The organism is Chromobacterium fluminis (assembly GCF_011602385.1).
Taxonomy (GTDB): domain Bacteria; phylum Pseudomonadota; class Gammaproteobacteria; order Burkholderiales; family Chromobacteriaceae; genus Chromobacterium; species Chromobacterium fluminis.
Genome location: NZ_JAAOMA010000007.1, coordinates 148,876 through 163,018 on the forward strand (window position 1 = coordinate 148,876; position 14,143 = coordinate 163,018).

General features: G+C 60.1%; 9 protein-coding genes. 1 reads left to right on the plus strand and 8 read right to left on the minus strand.

All coding sequences use genetic code 11. From position 1 onward, the window contains the following. Window positions 1-191: 191 nt before the first annotated feature. On the minus strand, window positions 192-2,453 hold the full coding sequence (locus tag HA052_RS07460; RefSeq protein WP_166451430.1) for a patatin-like phospholipase family protein: 2,262 nt from the start codon (window positions 2,451-2,453) through the stop codon (window positions 192-194). 161 nt (window positions 2,454-2,614) lie between these two features. Here HA052_RS07460 and HA052_RS07465 point away from each other — a divergent pair, with 161 nt between their 5' ends. Beyond that, window positions 2,615-4,072 carry a PilZ domain-containing protein gene (locus HA052_RS07465; RefSeq protein ID WP_346774545.1) on the plus strand — a complete coding sequence of 486 codons (1,458 nt, stop codon included), beginning with the start codon at window positions 2,615-2,617 and terminating at the stop codon, window positions 4,070-4,072. An 81-nt stretch (window positions 4,073-4,153) separates the two neighbouring features. On the opposite strand, the gene HA052_RS07470 is transcribed toward HA052_RS07465, so the two are convergent. The 7 genes from HA052_RS07470 to HA052_RS07500 all read right to left on the minus strand — a co-directional run. Then, complete coding sequence (locus HA052_RS07470) at window positions 4,154-5,356, minus strand: acetyl-CoA C-acyltransferase (protein WP_166451432.1); 1,203 nt, start codon at window positions 5,354-5,356, stop codon at window positions 4,154-4,156. A gap of 194 nt (window positions 5,357-5,550) precedes the next feature. Then, window positions 5,551-7,926, minus strand: coding sequence for a 3-hydroxyacyl-CoA dehydrogenase/enoyl-CoA hydratase family protein (locus HA052_RS07475; protein ID WP_166451433.1), 2,376 nt, complete (start codon window positions 7,924-7,926; stop codon window positions 5,551-5,553). 475 nt (window positions 7,927-8,401) lie between these two features. Then, window positions 8,402-9,856 carry an OmpP1/FadL family transporter gene (locus HA052_RS07480; RefSeq protein ID WP_166451434.1) on the minus strand — a complete coding sequence of 485 codons (1,455 nt, stop codon included), beginning with the start codon at window positions 9,854-9,856 and terminating at the stop codon, window positions 8,402-8,404. Window positions 9,857-10,041: 185 nt separating this feature from the next. Further along, complete coding sequence (locus HA052_RS07485; protein ID WP_166451435.1) at window positions 10,042-10,419, minus strand: acyl-CoA thioesterase; 378 nt, start codon at window positions 10,417-10,419, stop codon at window positions 10,042-10,044. 125 nt (window positions 10,420-10,544) lie between these two features. Beyond that, window positions 10,545-12,998, minus strand: a complete 2,454-nt coding sequence (locus tag HA052_RS07490) for an acyl-CoA dehydrogenase (protein WP_166451436.1) — start codon at window positions 12,996-12,998, stop codon at window positions 10,545-10,547. A gap of 90 nt (window positions 12,999-13,088) precedes the next feature. Beyond that, window positions 13,089-13,736, minus strand: a complete 648-nt coding sequence (locus HA052_RS07495; RefSeq protein ID WP_166451437.1) for a TetR/AcrR family transcriptional regulator — start codon at window positions 13,734-13,736, stop codon at window positions 13,089-13,091. 203 nt (window positions 13,737-13,939) lie between these two features. Continuing rightward, window positions 13,940-14,143 (minus strand): PLP-dependent transferase (locus tag HA052_RS07500; RefSeq protein WP_206118811.1); only part of this gene is annotated, 204 nt, incomplete at its 5' end.

Sequence of the window (14,143 nt, forward strand, 5' to 3'; positions counted from 1 at the left end):
AACACCAGAATTATTCAAACGTTTGTATTTTTACGTCACACATCAACAACAGAAAATACAACAACTTAAAATTCAACCGTCCGAAAGATGAAAGCCGGCTGACCAAACAGACAGCAACCCAATAAAAAAAACGCCATATGGCGGAAGCCATATGGCGTTTTCGATTTGCCAGAGCTCAGCCCGGACTTCGCTCAGTAGTCGGAACCCAAGTACAGATAGGCGGTGGGCTTGCCTCCCTTCGCCGTGCCGACGCCGACGAAGAACGGCCCGATAATGGTGTCCGCGGCCAGGAAGACCGAGCCGGCGGGGATCCAGTCGGTGTCTTGCGATACCGACTCGTCAAAGCTAACACGCCCCCAAATCTTGCCCAGCTCCATCGAGACGCCGGCGTAAACACCCGAGCCAATCGCGGACGGCAGGCTGGACGCCCGCCAATACAGCATGGAGCGGAACAGCGACGAACGTTCACCCACCAATTCGGAATCCTGATAGCCGCTCAGGTTCAAGAAACCGCCCAACGCCCTGGGCACCACCAGGAAATTCTCATTGCGGCCTCGGTTCAGTGCCCCCTTGTTCTTGGCGCTGAGCCGCATCGTCACACTGCCCAGCGTCTTGGCGTACTCCAAGGTTGTATTGTAACTGGTCAAATTGACATCGCTGCCCCAGGACGGAATGCTCTTGGTCAGGTGTCCACTGAAGAAATAACCGGCGCGCGGCCAACGCGGATTGTCGAACTGATCGACTACCAGGCTGGTGCCAATCCCGGTATCTCGATAATTTGGAGGCACCAGGCCGGGAGCCCATGACACTCGTGATCCAAAGTGATTATCATCCCTGTACGCGCCAATCCTCCACTCGCCGTAGCGTCCTAAAGCCACGCCGCCATCCAGACGCAGGCTACCCACGTCATTGTTCCACTCCATATTCAGCGTATGGTCCGCGTTATAAATCGACAAAAAGTCCTGTCGATAGCCCAAGGAGGCCGCGCCGAACACCGGGCTGCCCTCGTACAAGGGCTGGTACCACTCGGTCTTGATCAGCTTGTTCTGGCCTATGGACACATCGTTGCGCCAGGCGCCCCCTGCGCTATTGGCGTTCCGCCATTCATGCGAAGCCAAAAAGTTGAAATTGCTCTCGCCCGGCGTCGCGCTGCTCAGGTTCAGGCCAAAACGCAGGAAGTTAGGGCCAATGCTGCGCTCCAGCGGCGCCACCGTCATCACATTGCGGCCGGACACATTGTCCACGCGGTAGGTCAGCCGGTCGTAATCGCCCCCCGCGAACACGCCGCGCAAGCGGGACTGGGCGCTGCTGATCGGCTCCACCACCGAGGAAAACGCCAGCGATTTGGCCAGTTGCTCCGGCTTGGTGAACTGGCCGGGTTTGCCCTCCACTTGAATCTTGTCGATCAAGGGGAAGTGCGGCCGCTCCAGCCGGCGTTTCCACGCCGCGTACTCCTCTTCGGATACCGAATAGGCCGACAACTGCTTGGCCAGCGTCTTGGCCGCTTCCTCGCCGCGTTGGGTGATTGCCTGGTGTTCGCTGAAAGAGGCCGCGGTATAGCCGCTCAAATCCGGCTTGATCACCAGATCGCGCTTGTCCAGCTTGCGCAGTTGTTCCTTGGCGTTGCGGCTGACCATCAGATTGGAGGTCTGCGCCACCACGTCGAACAGGCTGTTGATCTCTTTCGCCTTCATCAGCGGCGTGGACACGTCGACGACGATCACCCGGTCCGCGCAACGGCCTTTGACATCCTGAATGGGCAGATTGCGCGCCAAACCGCCATCCACCAGCAGGCGACCATCGTCATCCTCGATCAGATCGAACAAACCCGGCACCGCCATGCTGGCGCGCAGCGCGCGAGCCAGCGAACCCTGGGAAAACACCACTGGCTCGCCGGTTGCCAGATCGGTGGCGACAGCGCGGAACGGGATGGGGAGCTGATCGAAACTGCCCACCACGCGGTCACGCGTCAGCTTATGGATGTACAGCTCGATTTCCTGCGAATTGATCGCGCTGCGCGGCACTTTCAGGCCGTCTTTTTTCAGGCCGAAGGTAACGTCCAGATAGTTCTTGTAATCGTCGCGCTTGCGGTCATACGGAACATCCGCCCGCGTCGGCTTGCCGGACAACAAGGCATCCCAATCGGCGGCGTTGAACTCGTGCTCCATCTGCGCCAAGGGCAAACCATTTGCATAAATGCCACCAATTAGGGCTCCGGCGCTGGTTCCCGCGATACAGGCAATGGGAATCCGCAAACGCTCCAGTTCCTTCAGCACGCCCAGATGGGCAAAGCCCCGCGCGCCGCCGCCGCCCAGCACCAAACCCACGCCCTGCGGCGGATACGTGCCAAGCGCTTCCGCGCCGTCCGCCCTGGCCGTTTGCGACAAAACCCCGAGCAACAGCAGCGAAACCAGCCACTGTCGCCGATTCCAGCGATTGTTATTTGTAAGCATATGGGTAAATAATGAGAATTACCGTTTCACCCACGCCTGCGCGTGGCGTAAGATATAGCGATATGCCAATGAAAACATAATTTCCTATAAAGCCGGGCTAAATGTTTGACTTCAAATCACTTGTCAGTTCCCTACTGAACAAAAACACGACTGCCTCCGAAGTGGCGCAGTCCGCAACGCTATTAGTGCGCGACCTGCCTGAAGCCGAGTATTTCGGCGCCCTGGTGGAAATCATCAAAGCCGTCGCCAAAATCAATACCGACACCGAAATATCGCTGAAAGAGCGCGTCAAAACCTTGGTCTACGTCGACGACAAGGCCAACAATATCCACCGTCAACTGTGCAAGGACTACTTGCAGTCCAAAGGCGGCAGCAAAGGCTATCTTCCCACCATCCTGGCCTATTGGCACGAGCTGTCCTCCGCCTACCAGATCTGCTTGCGGCTGTACAAAAGCCACCCCAACGCGGTGCCGGAAGACGAAATCCGCATCGTTACCATCCGCGGCCTGCATCATCAGATGCGGCTGATCGCCTGGAATTCGCTGCGCTACCTGAAGCCGGAAGGCGCGGCCTGGCAAAATGGTTTCCGCTTTTTCAGCCAGGCCGAGGAAAGCGGCTTTTCCCGGCATCCGATCAAGCTTTACCTGAACAGCCCGGATGAATTCAGCTGCGAGCAGTTGCTGATCCAGGCCGGTATGTTGTTCCTGGCGCAGACCGACAATATGCTTCACAGGGAAATCGTCGCGGTCGATCAATTGCTGATGATGCTGAGCCAGGGCATTCCGCTGGACAAGCAACCTCCGGTGGAAGAGCCTATCTTCGTCTACAACTTGTCGATGCCGGAACCGCCGCAAGCCATGCTGCGCGGCATGGCCGGCAAATGGCATCGTTATTGGTCAGCCTACGAAATCACCAGCCGGCTGGCGGATCTGATGTTTGATCTGGACAGGCGGATCCCTCCCGCCCTGGCGGCCATGGACGGCGGGCTGGAGCGCGAGGAATGGGCCATTCTATGCGAAAAACTGGCCATTCGCTGGTCTACCGACGGCGGCAAGTCCCTGCGCAAGTCCGAGCGCTCCCTCCACGCGTCCAACGCCCATGTCAGCATCGGCTTCGAACGCGTCGCCTATCAGGTCAAGGTTCAGGACGTGCCGACGCAGGATCCCGAACGCGCCAGCGACTGGCGCATCAACGACATCAGCTCCACCGGCATGGGCCTCACCTTCATCGGCAAGGCGGTGGAACAGTTGGCCATCGGCCGCGTCATCCTGGTCAAAGCGGACAACCATCCTCAGTTGCTGGGCGTGATCCGCCGCATCCTGCGTCAGAACAACGGCACCAAGGTAGGCATAGAGATCCTGGGGCAAAACCCCGTCGGCGTATCGCTGCTGGACCCTGAACATGCGGACTCGCCGCCCTCCACCGCCATCTACATTACCCAGCCCAATTCCCGCAAAGGCCAGCGTTGCTTCCTGATGCCCAAGACCCTGACGCAACCGGACAAGCAACTGGTGCTGGCGGCGCAGGGCAAGTCCTATCAAATTCGCCTCAAAACACCCCAGCACGAATACGAAGACTGCAGCCACAGCGACTTCGACACCCTGTCCAAAGTGGATTAAACCTTGTGCGCCGCCCCGCGGCGCGCAATAGAAAACCGGCTTGCGATTGCAAGCCGGTTTTTTTAGCCGGGGAAACTCTGCTTACAATACTTCGATGATGCCGGCGGCGCCCATGCCGGTGCCGATGCACATCGTCACCATGCCATAGCCTTTTTGCCCGGCGTCTCGCATGCCATGCACCAAGGTGGCGGTGCGGATGGCGCCGGTGGCGCCCAAGGGATGCCCCAGCGCGATGGCGCCGCCATGCGGATTCACCCTGGAAATATCCAGCCCCAGATCGCGGATCACCGCCAAAGCCTGAGCCGCAAACGCCTCGTTTAGTTCAATCCACTTCAGATCGTCCTGCTTCAGGCCGGCCTGGCTCAAAGCGGCCGGGATCGCCTCTTTCGGACCAATGCCCATGATTTCCGGCGGCACGCCCTTGACCGCGAAAGTGACGTAACGGCCCAGCGGCGTCAGATTGAACTCCTTGAGCACGCGCTCGGACACCAGAATCACTGCGCCGGCGCCGTCGGACATCTGCGAGGAATTGCCGGCGGTGACCGAGCCCTTGGCGTCAAACACCGTTTTCAGCTTGGCGAGCCCCTCCAGCGTGGTCTCGCGACGCGGACCTTCGTCGGTGTCCAAGACTCGAGTTTTAACGGCCACTTCGCCGGTTTCCAGATTGGGCGTGCGATACGTCGCCTCCAGCGGCGTGATCTCGCTCTTGAACTTGCCGCCGTCGATCGCGGCCAGCGCGCGGCGATGCGATTCCACCGCGAACGCGTCCTGATCTTCACGCGACACGCCCCACTGCTGCGCCACTTTCTCGGCGGTCAGACCCATGCCGTAAGCGATGCCGTAGTTTTCGTCCTTGGCGAAGATTTCCGGGTTCAACGACACCTTGTTGCCCATCATCGGCACCAGAGACATCGACTCGGCTCCCGCGGCGATCACCACGTCGGCCTCGCCCAGGCGGATGCGGTCGGCGGCCATCTGTACCGCGTTGATGCCGGACGAGCAGTAACGGTTGATGGTGATGCCGCCCACGGTATTGGGCAGACCCGCCAGCAGCACGCCGATACGCGCCATGTTCAAGCCCTGCTCCGCCTCCGGAAAGGCGCAGCCCACCACGCAGTCGGAAATCAGTTTCGGGTCCAGATTCGGCACCTGGGCCAAGGCGCCTGCAATCACATGCGCCAGCATATCGTCCGGGCGCACATGACGCATCATGCCGCGCGGCGCCTTGCCCACTGGGGTGCGGGTGGCGGCGACGATGTAAGCTTCTTGTACTTGTTTGCTCATTTTTGATTCTCCTATCGGCGGCCTGACCCGCGCTATGGCGATCAGGCGGCCTTTCATCTGGCTATTGGCCGTGCTTGCGAGAGGATTCGCCGCGAGCGGGCCGATATCGAAGCGAGAAGCGCAGCCGTACATGCGGTACGGCGAGCATCGCAGCATTCGATATCGGCGCGCGCAACAGAATCACCCCCAAGCACTTAGTTGCGCAACGGCTTGCCGGTAGTCAACATATTCGCGATGCGGTCCTGAGTCTTGGCGTTTTTCAGCAAGGTCATGAAGGCCTTGCGCTCCAGATCCAGAATCCACTGCTCGTTGACCAAGGTGCCCGCTTCGACGTCGCCGCCGGTCATCACGTCGGCGATCAGGCCGGCGATGAAGAAGTCATGCTTGGAAATGAAGTTGCCTTCCAGCATGTTCACCAACTGACCCTTGACCGACGCGGCGCCGCTGCGGCCAGCCACCGGGAAGCCCTTGACCTTGAGCGGCGGGCGATAGCCGGCTTCGGCCAGCGCGATCGCCTGCTGCTTGGCCACGTGCAACAGCTCGTAGGCGTTGAACACCACTGGGTCGCCGTTGCGGAAAAAGCCGATTTCCTGCGCCTCGAAGCCGCTGGTGGCCACTTTGGCGGTGGCGATGGCCATGAAGTAATCCTTCAATGCGGCCAACACATCGCCACGCGCTTCTTGCGCGGCACGCAGAGCGAACTCCTTGCAGCCGCCGCCGCCCGGCAGCAGGCCGACGCCGACTTCCACCAGACCAACGTAGGACTCCAGCGCCGCCACGGTCTTGTCGCAGTGCATCGCGAACTCGCAACCGCCGCCAAACACATAGCCCTGGGTAGCGGCCACCGTCGGCACCTGGCAGTAGCGCAGGCGCATCGAGGTTTCCTGGAAGCGGCGCACCGTAGCGTCGATCGCGTCCCAATCGCCCATCATGAAGGCCGGCATCATAGACTGCAGGTCGGCGCCGACGGAGAACGGCTCCTCGGTCTGCCAGATCACCAGGCCCTTGAAGCGGTCTTCGGCGATGTCGATGGCTTTATTCAGGCCTTCGATCACAGCCGGGCCGATGGCATGCGCCTTGGATTTGAACGACACCACCAGGACCTCGTCGCCGGTGGTGAAGGCGCGCACGCCCTCGTTCTCGAACACGGTCTCACCCAGCGGAGCCGACACCTCGCCCAGCACCTTGGCCGGCGCCAGTTGACGCTGGTACACGTCCAGCGCGGAGCGGCCCACCAGCGTGTTGCCGGCAGGGTCGAAGGAACCTTCGGCGAAATGCACGCCGGCGCGGTCTCCCTGCAATACCCAGGCCGGCAGCGCGGCGGCGCTCAGCGCCTTGCCGGCTTTCACGTCCTCGTCCAGCCACTTGGCCACTTGCTGCCAGCCGGCGGCCTGCCAGGTCTCGAACGGGCCCACGCTCCAGCCGAAGCCCCAGCGGATGGCGAAGTCAACGTCGCGCGCGCAGTTGGCGATATCGGCCAGATGATGGGAGATGTAATGGAACACATCGCGGAAACATGCCCACAGGAATTGCGCCTGCGGATGGCTGCTCTCGCGCAGTTTCTGGAATTTTTCCGCCGGGTTGGCGATCTTCAAGATTTCCTTGACCGCGTCGTCGCCCTTCTCGCCGGAGCCAACGTATTCGCCCTTGGCCGGGTCCAGCACCAGCATGCGCTTGCCGTCTTTTTTATAGATGCCGGCCTTGGTCTTGGCGCCCAGCGCGCCGGCGGCGATCAGCTTCTGCATCCATTCCGGAGTCTGGAACAGACCGTGCCACGGATCTTGCGGCAGGGTGTCCTGCATGGTTTTAACCACGTGGGCGAAGGTGTCCAGGCCCACCACGTCGGCGGTGCGGAAAGTGGCCGACTTGGGACGGCCCAGGCGCGGACCGGTCAGATCGTCCACCACGTCGAAGCGAATGCCGAACTTGTCGGCGTTGGCGATGGTGGCCAGCATCGAGAATACGCCGATGCGGTTGGCGACGAAGTTGGGAGTATCCTTGGCGCGCACCACACCCTTGCCCAGGCTGGACACCAGGAAGCGCTCCAGATTATCCAGAATGTGCGCGTCCGAGGTCAGGCAGGGGATGATTTCCACCAGGTGCATATAGCGCGGCGGATTGAAGAAGTGCACGCCGCAGAAACGCGGACGCACATTGTCCGGGCAGCTTTGCGCCAGCGTGTTGATCGACAAGCCGGAAGTATTGGTGGCGAAAATGGTGTGCTCACCCAGATGCGGCGCCACTTTGTGGTACAGGTCCGCCTTCCAGTCCATGCGTTCGGCGATGGCTTCGATCACCAGGTCGCAATCCTTCAAGAGGTGCAGGTGGTCGTCGTAGTTGGCCGGCTGAATGTGGTTGACGGCATCCTTGTTGGCCAAGGGGGCCGGCTTCTGCTTTTTCAAGCCTTCCAGCGCCTTGAGCACGATGCCGTTCTTGTCGCCTTCCTTGGCGGGCAAGTCGAACAGGATGGTCGGAACTTTGGCATTCACCAGATGAGCGGCGATTTGAGCCCCCATCACGCCAGCGCCTAGCACGGCTACCTTGCGTACGTTGAACTTGGTTTGAGACATGGTTTCCTCGTTTTGTTGAAACACAACATGAGACAGGCCCCTCTCGCCTGCTCAGCCTGCTTCAAGGACGGGCGTTGTTCGTCCTTGCGCTGAGTCGGCGGCGCGCCGCCGCTGCAGCCGGCACAACTTGACCGGCCGGGAAGTGATTATGGTGAAGCCCGGCCCGTCCGGAAGCCTGGCGCTGGAAAAGTCGCCCCATCGCCGCGGACATCCGTCAATCTACTGAAAAACCGCGCCGGCAGCCACTCTGGCGGCGGCTCAAGCGCAGCTGGAAAAAGCCTGTATTGAAAAATATCAAACACTCGCTTTTCTCCCAAATAAGTCTAACCCAATTTGGGCAAAAAAACAGGGGGTACGTGGAAAAATTGAGGGAGAAAACAAGCGGAAAAACCGGAGCGCCGCAAACGCAAAAACCGGGCGAGCGCCACAGCGCCCGCCCGACCCGAAATCCGCGCGCCCAGCGGCGCCGATTCAATTAAAACCGATAGTTGTACTGCAGACCGATCAGTTGCAGATAGGTCTTGTAGCTGCCTTTCACCGTGCCGCCGTTGCCGGTGCAGGCCGCGCCGGTTGTCGGGCTCTTGCCTGCAGGACTGCAGCCGTCGGTGTAATCGACATTGGCGTTAGCGAAATTGATGAAGCTGTAGGCGAAGTCAACCGAGCTTTGCTTGTTGATCTTGTAGTTGGCGCCTAGCGACAGCCACAGGCGATCACTATCCGGCAGCGCCGGGTGACGATCTTTATCGGACTGCAACGGCGACTGCTCCCAGGCTACGCCGCCACGGAACAGCCAGGCATCGCTGTACTGGTAGTTGGCGCCCAGAGACACGCGCCAGGTATCGCGCCAGTTCTGGTGGATCACCATATCGCCCTGAGCAGTGGTATCCACCGTGGATTGCTGGATCACGATGTCCTTCATCTGCGAGTTGGCGACCCAGGTCACATCGCCCATCACCGCCCATTTCGGGTTCAACTGATGGAAAAAGTTGGCCGACGCGGTTTCCGGAGTGGTGACATCCACCTTAGCGGATGCGTTCGGGTGAGCCCCCTTAGCGAGAGTCGCTGCCGGCACCCCGGAGAGAGAGCCGGTAACATTATTAAATGTCCAAGTGGAAGAGCCACTCAGAGTATGTTTGATACTGGATCGATAAGCCAAACCAAACCGAGTATTCTCATTCAGGTTGAACATATAGCCAACGTTCCACCCAAATCCCCAGTCGTCCCCCTGAACATCCGCAAGCCCATCTCCACGAACTCCCGCAGCAGCAAGCAGCCCAGCTGCCGTATTCAAGTTGCCTGGAGTCAGCCCACCGGGTAACCCGCTAGCGACCTTCAAGGTCAGACCGGAGGTTGCATCCGCCATCTGCTGCAGCTTAGCGTCCATATACTGCGCGGAGAGACCAAAGCCGAAGGAATGGCGGTCATCCAGCTTGAACGACATCGAAGGGTTGAAGTTGAAGGATTGCAGATTCACACTCTTCAAGGCATAACGGCCGGCCCAGTCGAAACCATAGTCCAACTTGGCGCCATAGGGCACGAACACGCCCAAGCCCAGACTGATCTTGTCGTTCAGCTTGTGCGACAAGTAAAAGTTGGGCGCCGCCACTGCCTTGGGCGCAAAGGAACCGCCATTGCCGCCGCCAGTCGATTTTCCAAGAATATTGGTCGAACCGTTATCGGTGTACTCGGAATGCGGCACGACCAAGGTCGCGCCGCCGGAAAACTGCGTGCCCTCCAGCCGAGACAGGCCGGCCGGGTTGGCGAAAATGGTGGAAGGATCGTTGGCCTCTGCGCCGTTGGCATGCGCCGTGCCCTGGCCGGACACGCTCTGCGAACCAAACTGATAACCCGAGGCCACGGCCTGGGTGGACATTAGACCGAATGTTGCGCCCATGACCATCACGGACAGGCTGAGGTGCTTGAGTTTCATGTTCTCCCTCTCTCTTTGGCGTTGCTATAGTGTTCTTAGGTGTTAGATGACCAATAACAAGCACTGGTCATATTTGATGCTACCAGAGAATTAGAGCAACTCCACAAGGTTTTGGAGTGTTTGTTCCAAACAAACGTTTAATGAGACATTTCTGCAACAAACACACTTAAAAGCATTAAATAACGCTAAATTTCGCCAAAAATACGCGATTTACCATCATTATCAATCGCCACATACGTGGCAACCACTTCGGTAATCGCCTCATGCGAGCCGTCGATGCGCTCCGCTTCGACGGTGATTTTCAAGGTGATGGATTTCTGGCCGATTCGCAACCGTTCAACATAAAGATCCACCACGTCGCCCAGCAGAATGGGCGCGGCGAATTGAAAGGTGTTGACCGCCACCGTGGTCACCGGACCACGCGACAGGCGCTCGGCATCCAGGCTGCCGGCCATGTCGATCTGATTCATCAGCCAACCGGCCTGAACTCGACCGTAAGCATTGGTGCTGGTTGGCAGCGCGCGCACGCGCAGCGTGGGAATCCGGACTTCAGGGCGGTCCATGCTCACTCCTTTGTTATTGCTCGTCGCTCGGCTTTGGCGACTTTCGTCATTTCACCTCAGCGGCCGCTTGACAGCCGCTGAGGTGAAATGCCGGGACGAATCCCGGCAAATCTTACCCCTTACACTCAGAAGATCAAGCGTTGCAGCAGCTTGTCGTCATGTTGCTCCAGCATCTTGTCGAAATCGTCCACCATGATCACGTCGCGCTTGAGCTTGCGCGCGCGGCTAACGGCGTCGAACTCGGCCTGATCTAGCAAACCGGCCGCCAAGGCTTCCGCCAGACGCTCTCTCGCGGTGACAGAAACAAACTTGCCATCGCGCGCCAGCTTGCGCAGCTTCTGCTCCAGCGGCTCGGTGGCCAGCACGGCTTCCAGCGCGTGAGCCAGCACTCCCACGGCGTCGCCCTCTTCTTTCGGCAGATACATGCCGCGCGTCAGCCGTTCGCGCGTCGCGCCCGGCTCCATCATCGCGCGCGCCACCTGGGTGCCGACGCGGTCGGACGCTGGCTTAAGCGTCAGGCCCCACGGGAAGATCAACTTGCGCAACACCACCGCCAGCATGCGGCTGGGCAGGTTGGCCAGGAAGCCGTCCATCGCCTGCTGCACATCGTACAAAGCGTTTTCCACCGACCACTGCAAGACCGCCAGGTCCTCCTTGGGCGCGCCGTCGCGCTCAAAGCGCTTCAGGCAAGCGGAGGCGATGTAAAGGCCGGAGAGCATGTCGCCCAAACGCGCGGACAGCTTCTCGCGGAACTTCAGGCTGCCGCCCAGGCTGAACATCGCCATATCGGACAGCAAGGCGAAAGCGCTGGAGAAACGAGTCAATCGGCGATAGTAAGCCCCCACTTCGCCGCCGCGCGGCGCGCCAACGAAACGCGAGCCGCTCAAGCCCAGCCACAAGGAACGAACCACATTGCTGATCACAAAGTTGATGTGACCGGTAATGGCGGCGTCGAACTCCTTGCCGTCGTTGGCCATGGCCGCCTTCATCTCGCGCAGCACGAAGGGATGGCAGCGGATCGCGCCCTGACCGTAGATGATCATCGAACGGGTCAGGATGTTGGCGCCTTCCACGGTGATGCCGATCGGAATCGCCTGGTAGGCGCGCGCCAGGTAGTTGCGCGGCCCCAGCACCACCGCCTTGCCGCCATGGATGTCCATCGCATCGTTGATGGCTTTGCGCATGCGCTCGGTGTTGTGGTACTTGAGGATGGCCGACAACACCGACGGCTTCTCGCCGGTATCGAGACCGGTCAAGGCCAAGTCCTGCGAGGCTTCCATCTGATAGGTGTAGCCGCCGATGCGCGCCATCGCCTCGTCCACGCCCTCGAACTTGCCGATGGGCAGGCCGAACTGATCGCGGATACGCGCGTAAGCGCCGGTGACGAAGGTGCTCATCTTGCCGGAAGCCACCGACATCGCCGGCAGGGAGATGCAACGCCCCACCGACAAGCATTCCACCAACATGCGCCAGCCCTGGCCGGCGAACTCGCGGCCGCCGATGATCCAGTCCAGCGGAATGAACACATCCTTGCCCCAGGTCGGGCCATTCATGAAGGCCGCTCCGCCGGGGAAGTGGCGACGGCCGATGGCCACGCCTTCGTGTTCCGTGGGCACCAGCGCGCAAGTGATGCCCAGGTCTTCCTTATCGCCCAGCAGGTGCTCCGGGTCGTACATCTTGAACGCCAACCCCAGAATGGTGGCCACCGGCGCCAAGGTGATCCAGCGCTTTTCCCAGCTAACGCGCAGACCAAGCACGTCTTCAAAACGCTCGCCGGTGCGCGGATGGGTGTAGGAACCGCGGCAGACGATGCCGTAGTCGGGAATGCTGCCGGCGTCCGAACCCGCATAAGGGCTGGTCAGCGCGAAGCAGGGGATTTCCAGACCCTTGGCCAAACGCGGAAGGTAATAATCCTTTTGCGCCTCGGTGCCGTAATGCTGCAGCAATTCTCCCGGGCCCAGGGAGTTGGGCACCATCACCGACACCGCGGCGGTGCCGCCGCGGGTGGCGATCTTGGTGACCACCTTGGCGTGGGCGTAGTTGGAGAACTCCAGACCGCCGTACTGCTTTTTGACGATCATGCCCAGGAAGCCGTTGTCCTTGATGAATTGCCATACTTCCGGCGGCAGATCCTTCAGCTCGTGGGTGATCTTCCAATCGTCGATCATCGCGCACAGCTGTTCGGTGGGGCCGTCGATGAAGGCCTGCTCTTCCGGCGTCAGCTTGGGATCGGGAAAGGACAGCAAGCGGTTCCAGTCCGGCTTGCCGGAGAACAGGTCGCGATCCCACCAGACCGTGCCGGCGTTGATGGCTTCCTGCTCGGTCTGGGACATCGCCGGCGTGATTTTCTTGAACACGCCGAACACCGGACCGGTGAACACGGCGCGTCGCAGCGGCGGAAGATTGAGAACGGCGGCGACCGCCGCGAAAACAGCCCAGGCCGCCGGCGGCAGCGGGCAATGGAAGATGAACTGGAGCGCGGCTAGCCAGGCGGCCAGCCCCACGGTCCAGGCCAGAACAGGCGCGCGGAAATACGCCAGCGCGCCCAGCAGCACGACCAGAACAACGGCAGATATCATTTTGTTTTACCCTCGTGTTGACCCTTCCATTCCGGCGGCAACAGCAAGGGACGCGACCGCGATCGGCACGTCCTGCCCTGCGCTCCGGAATCAGCCTTCCATGGGCGCGACCAGGCCAGCCATGACAAAGGGCACGAGGTATTTGACGATCATGTCCGGATCCCGCGCGCTGACGATCTGACTTCGAGTAAAGATCTTCAGCACGTCGTTGCCGGCGAAGGCATTGAACATGACGCTGAACGCAAGATGCATTCTCCAGGCCAACTGCTCCGTGTCCAGCAGGGGCAAGGCGCGCTGAAAGGCGCGACTGTAACGCTGGACGAACACGCTGTACTGCTGGGAGATGGTTTCACGCAACAGACGATGGTTCTCCACCAAGGTGCGCGACAACAGGCGCACGAACATTGCCCCGCCGCGCGACGGATCCTTGGACAGCGACAGGCAGGGCCGTATGAACGACAGCACCAAGCCCTCCACCGACAGTTTCTCCTCCGAGGCCTCCGCCTCCAGCTTGTCCAGTTCCGCCAGGCAGTCCGCTATCAGCGGGGCCAGTCTGCGCATGAACACGGACTCGAACAACGCGTCCTTGGAGCCGAAGTGGTAATTCACCGCGGCCAGGTTTACCTCGGCTTGCTGGGTAATCATGCGCAGCGAGGTCGCTTCGAAACCGTGCTCCACAAACAAGCGTTCTGCAACGTCCAGAATGCGGGTGGAGGTATCGGGGCGACTTGCTTCCATGTTCTCCAGTGCCTTTTTTGTATTTGCTGGTTTTATGGTCTTGCTCATTTCAGCTTTCGAACAAGCGTTTCAAACTTACGTTTTAATTTGATGAATGTCAAGACATGTCTCGACGGCGCTCGGGCCAAACTCAACAGGGCGGCAACAAAAGCGGCAGTCCGTATTTTAGACTGCCGTTTGAATGAAACACATGTTGAAAGCGTTTAGTCAAGACCGCGAGCCAAATCCCGCTTCAGGTCTTCGACATGCTCCAGCCCCACGGCCACGCGCAACAAGCCTTCCACAATGCCGGCCTTGGCCCTGGCCTCCGGCGTGATGCGGGCATGCGTAGTGGACGCCGGATGGGTGATGGTGGATTTGACGTCGCCCAGATTGGCGGTGCGGGAAATCAACTGCACCCGGTCCAC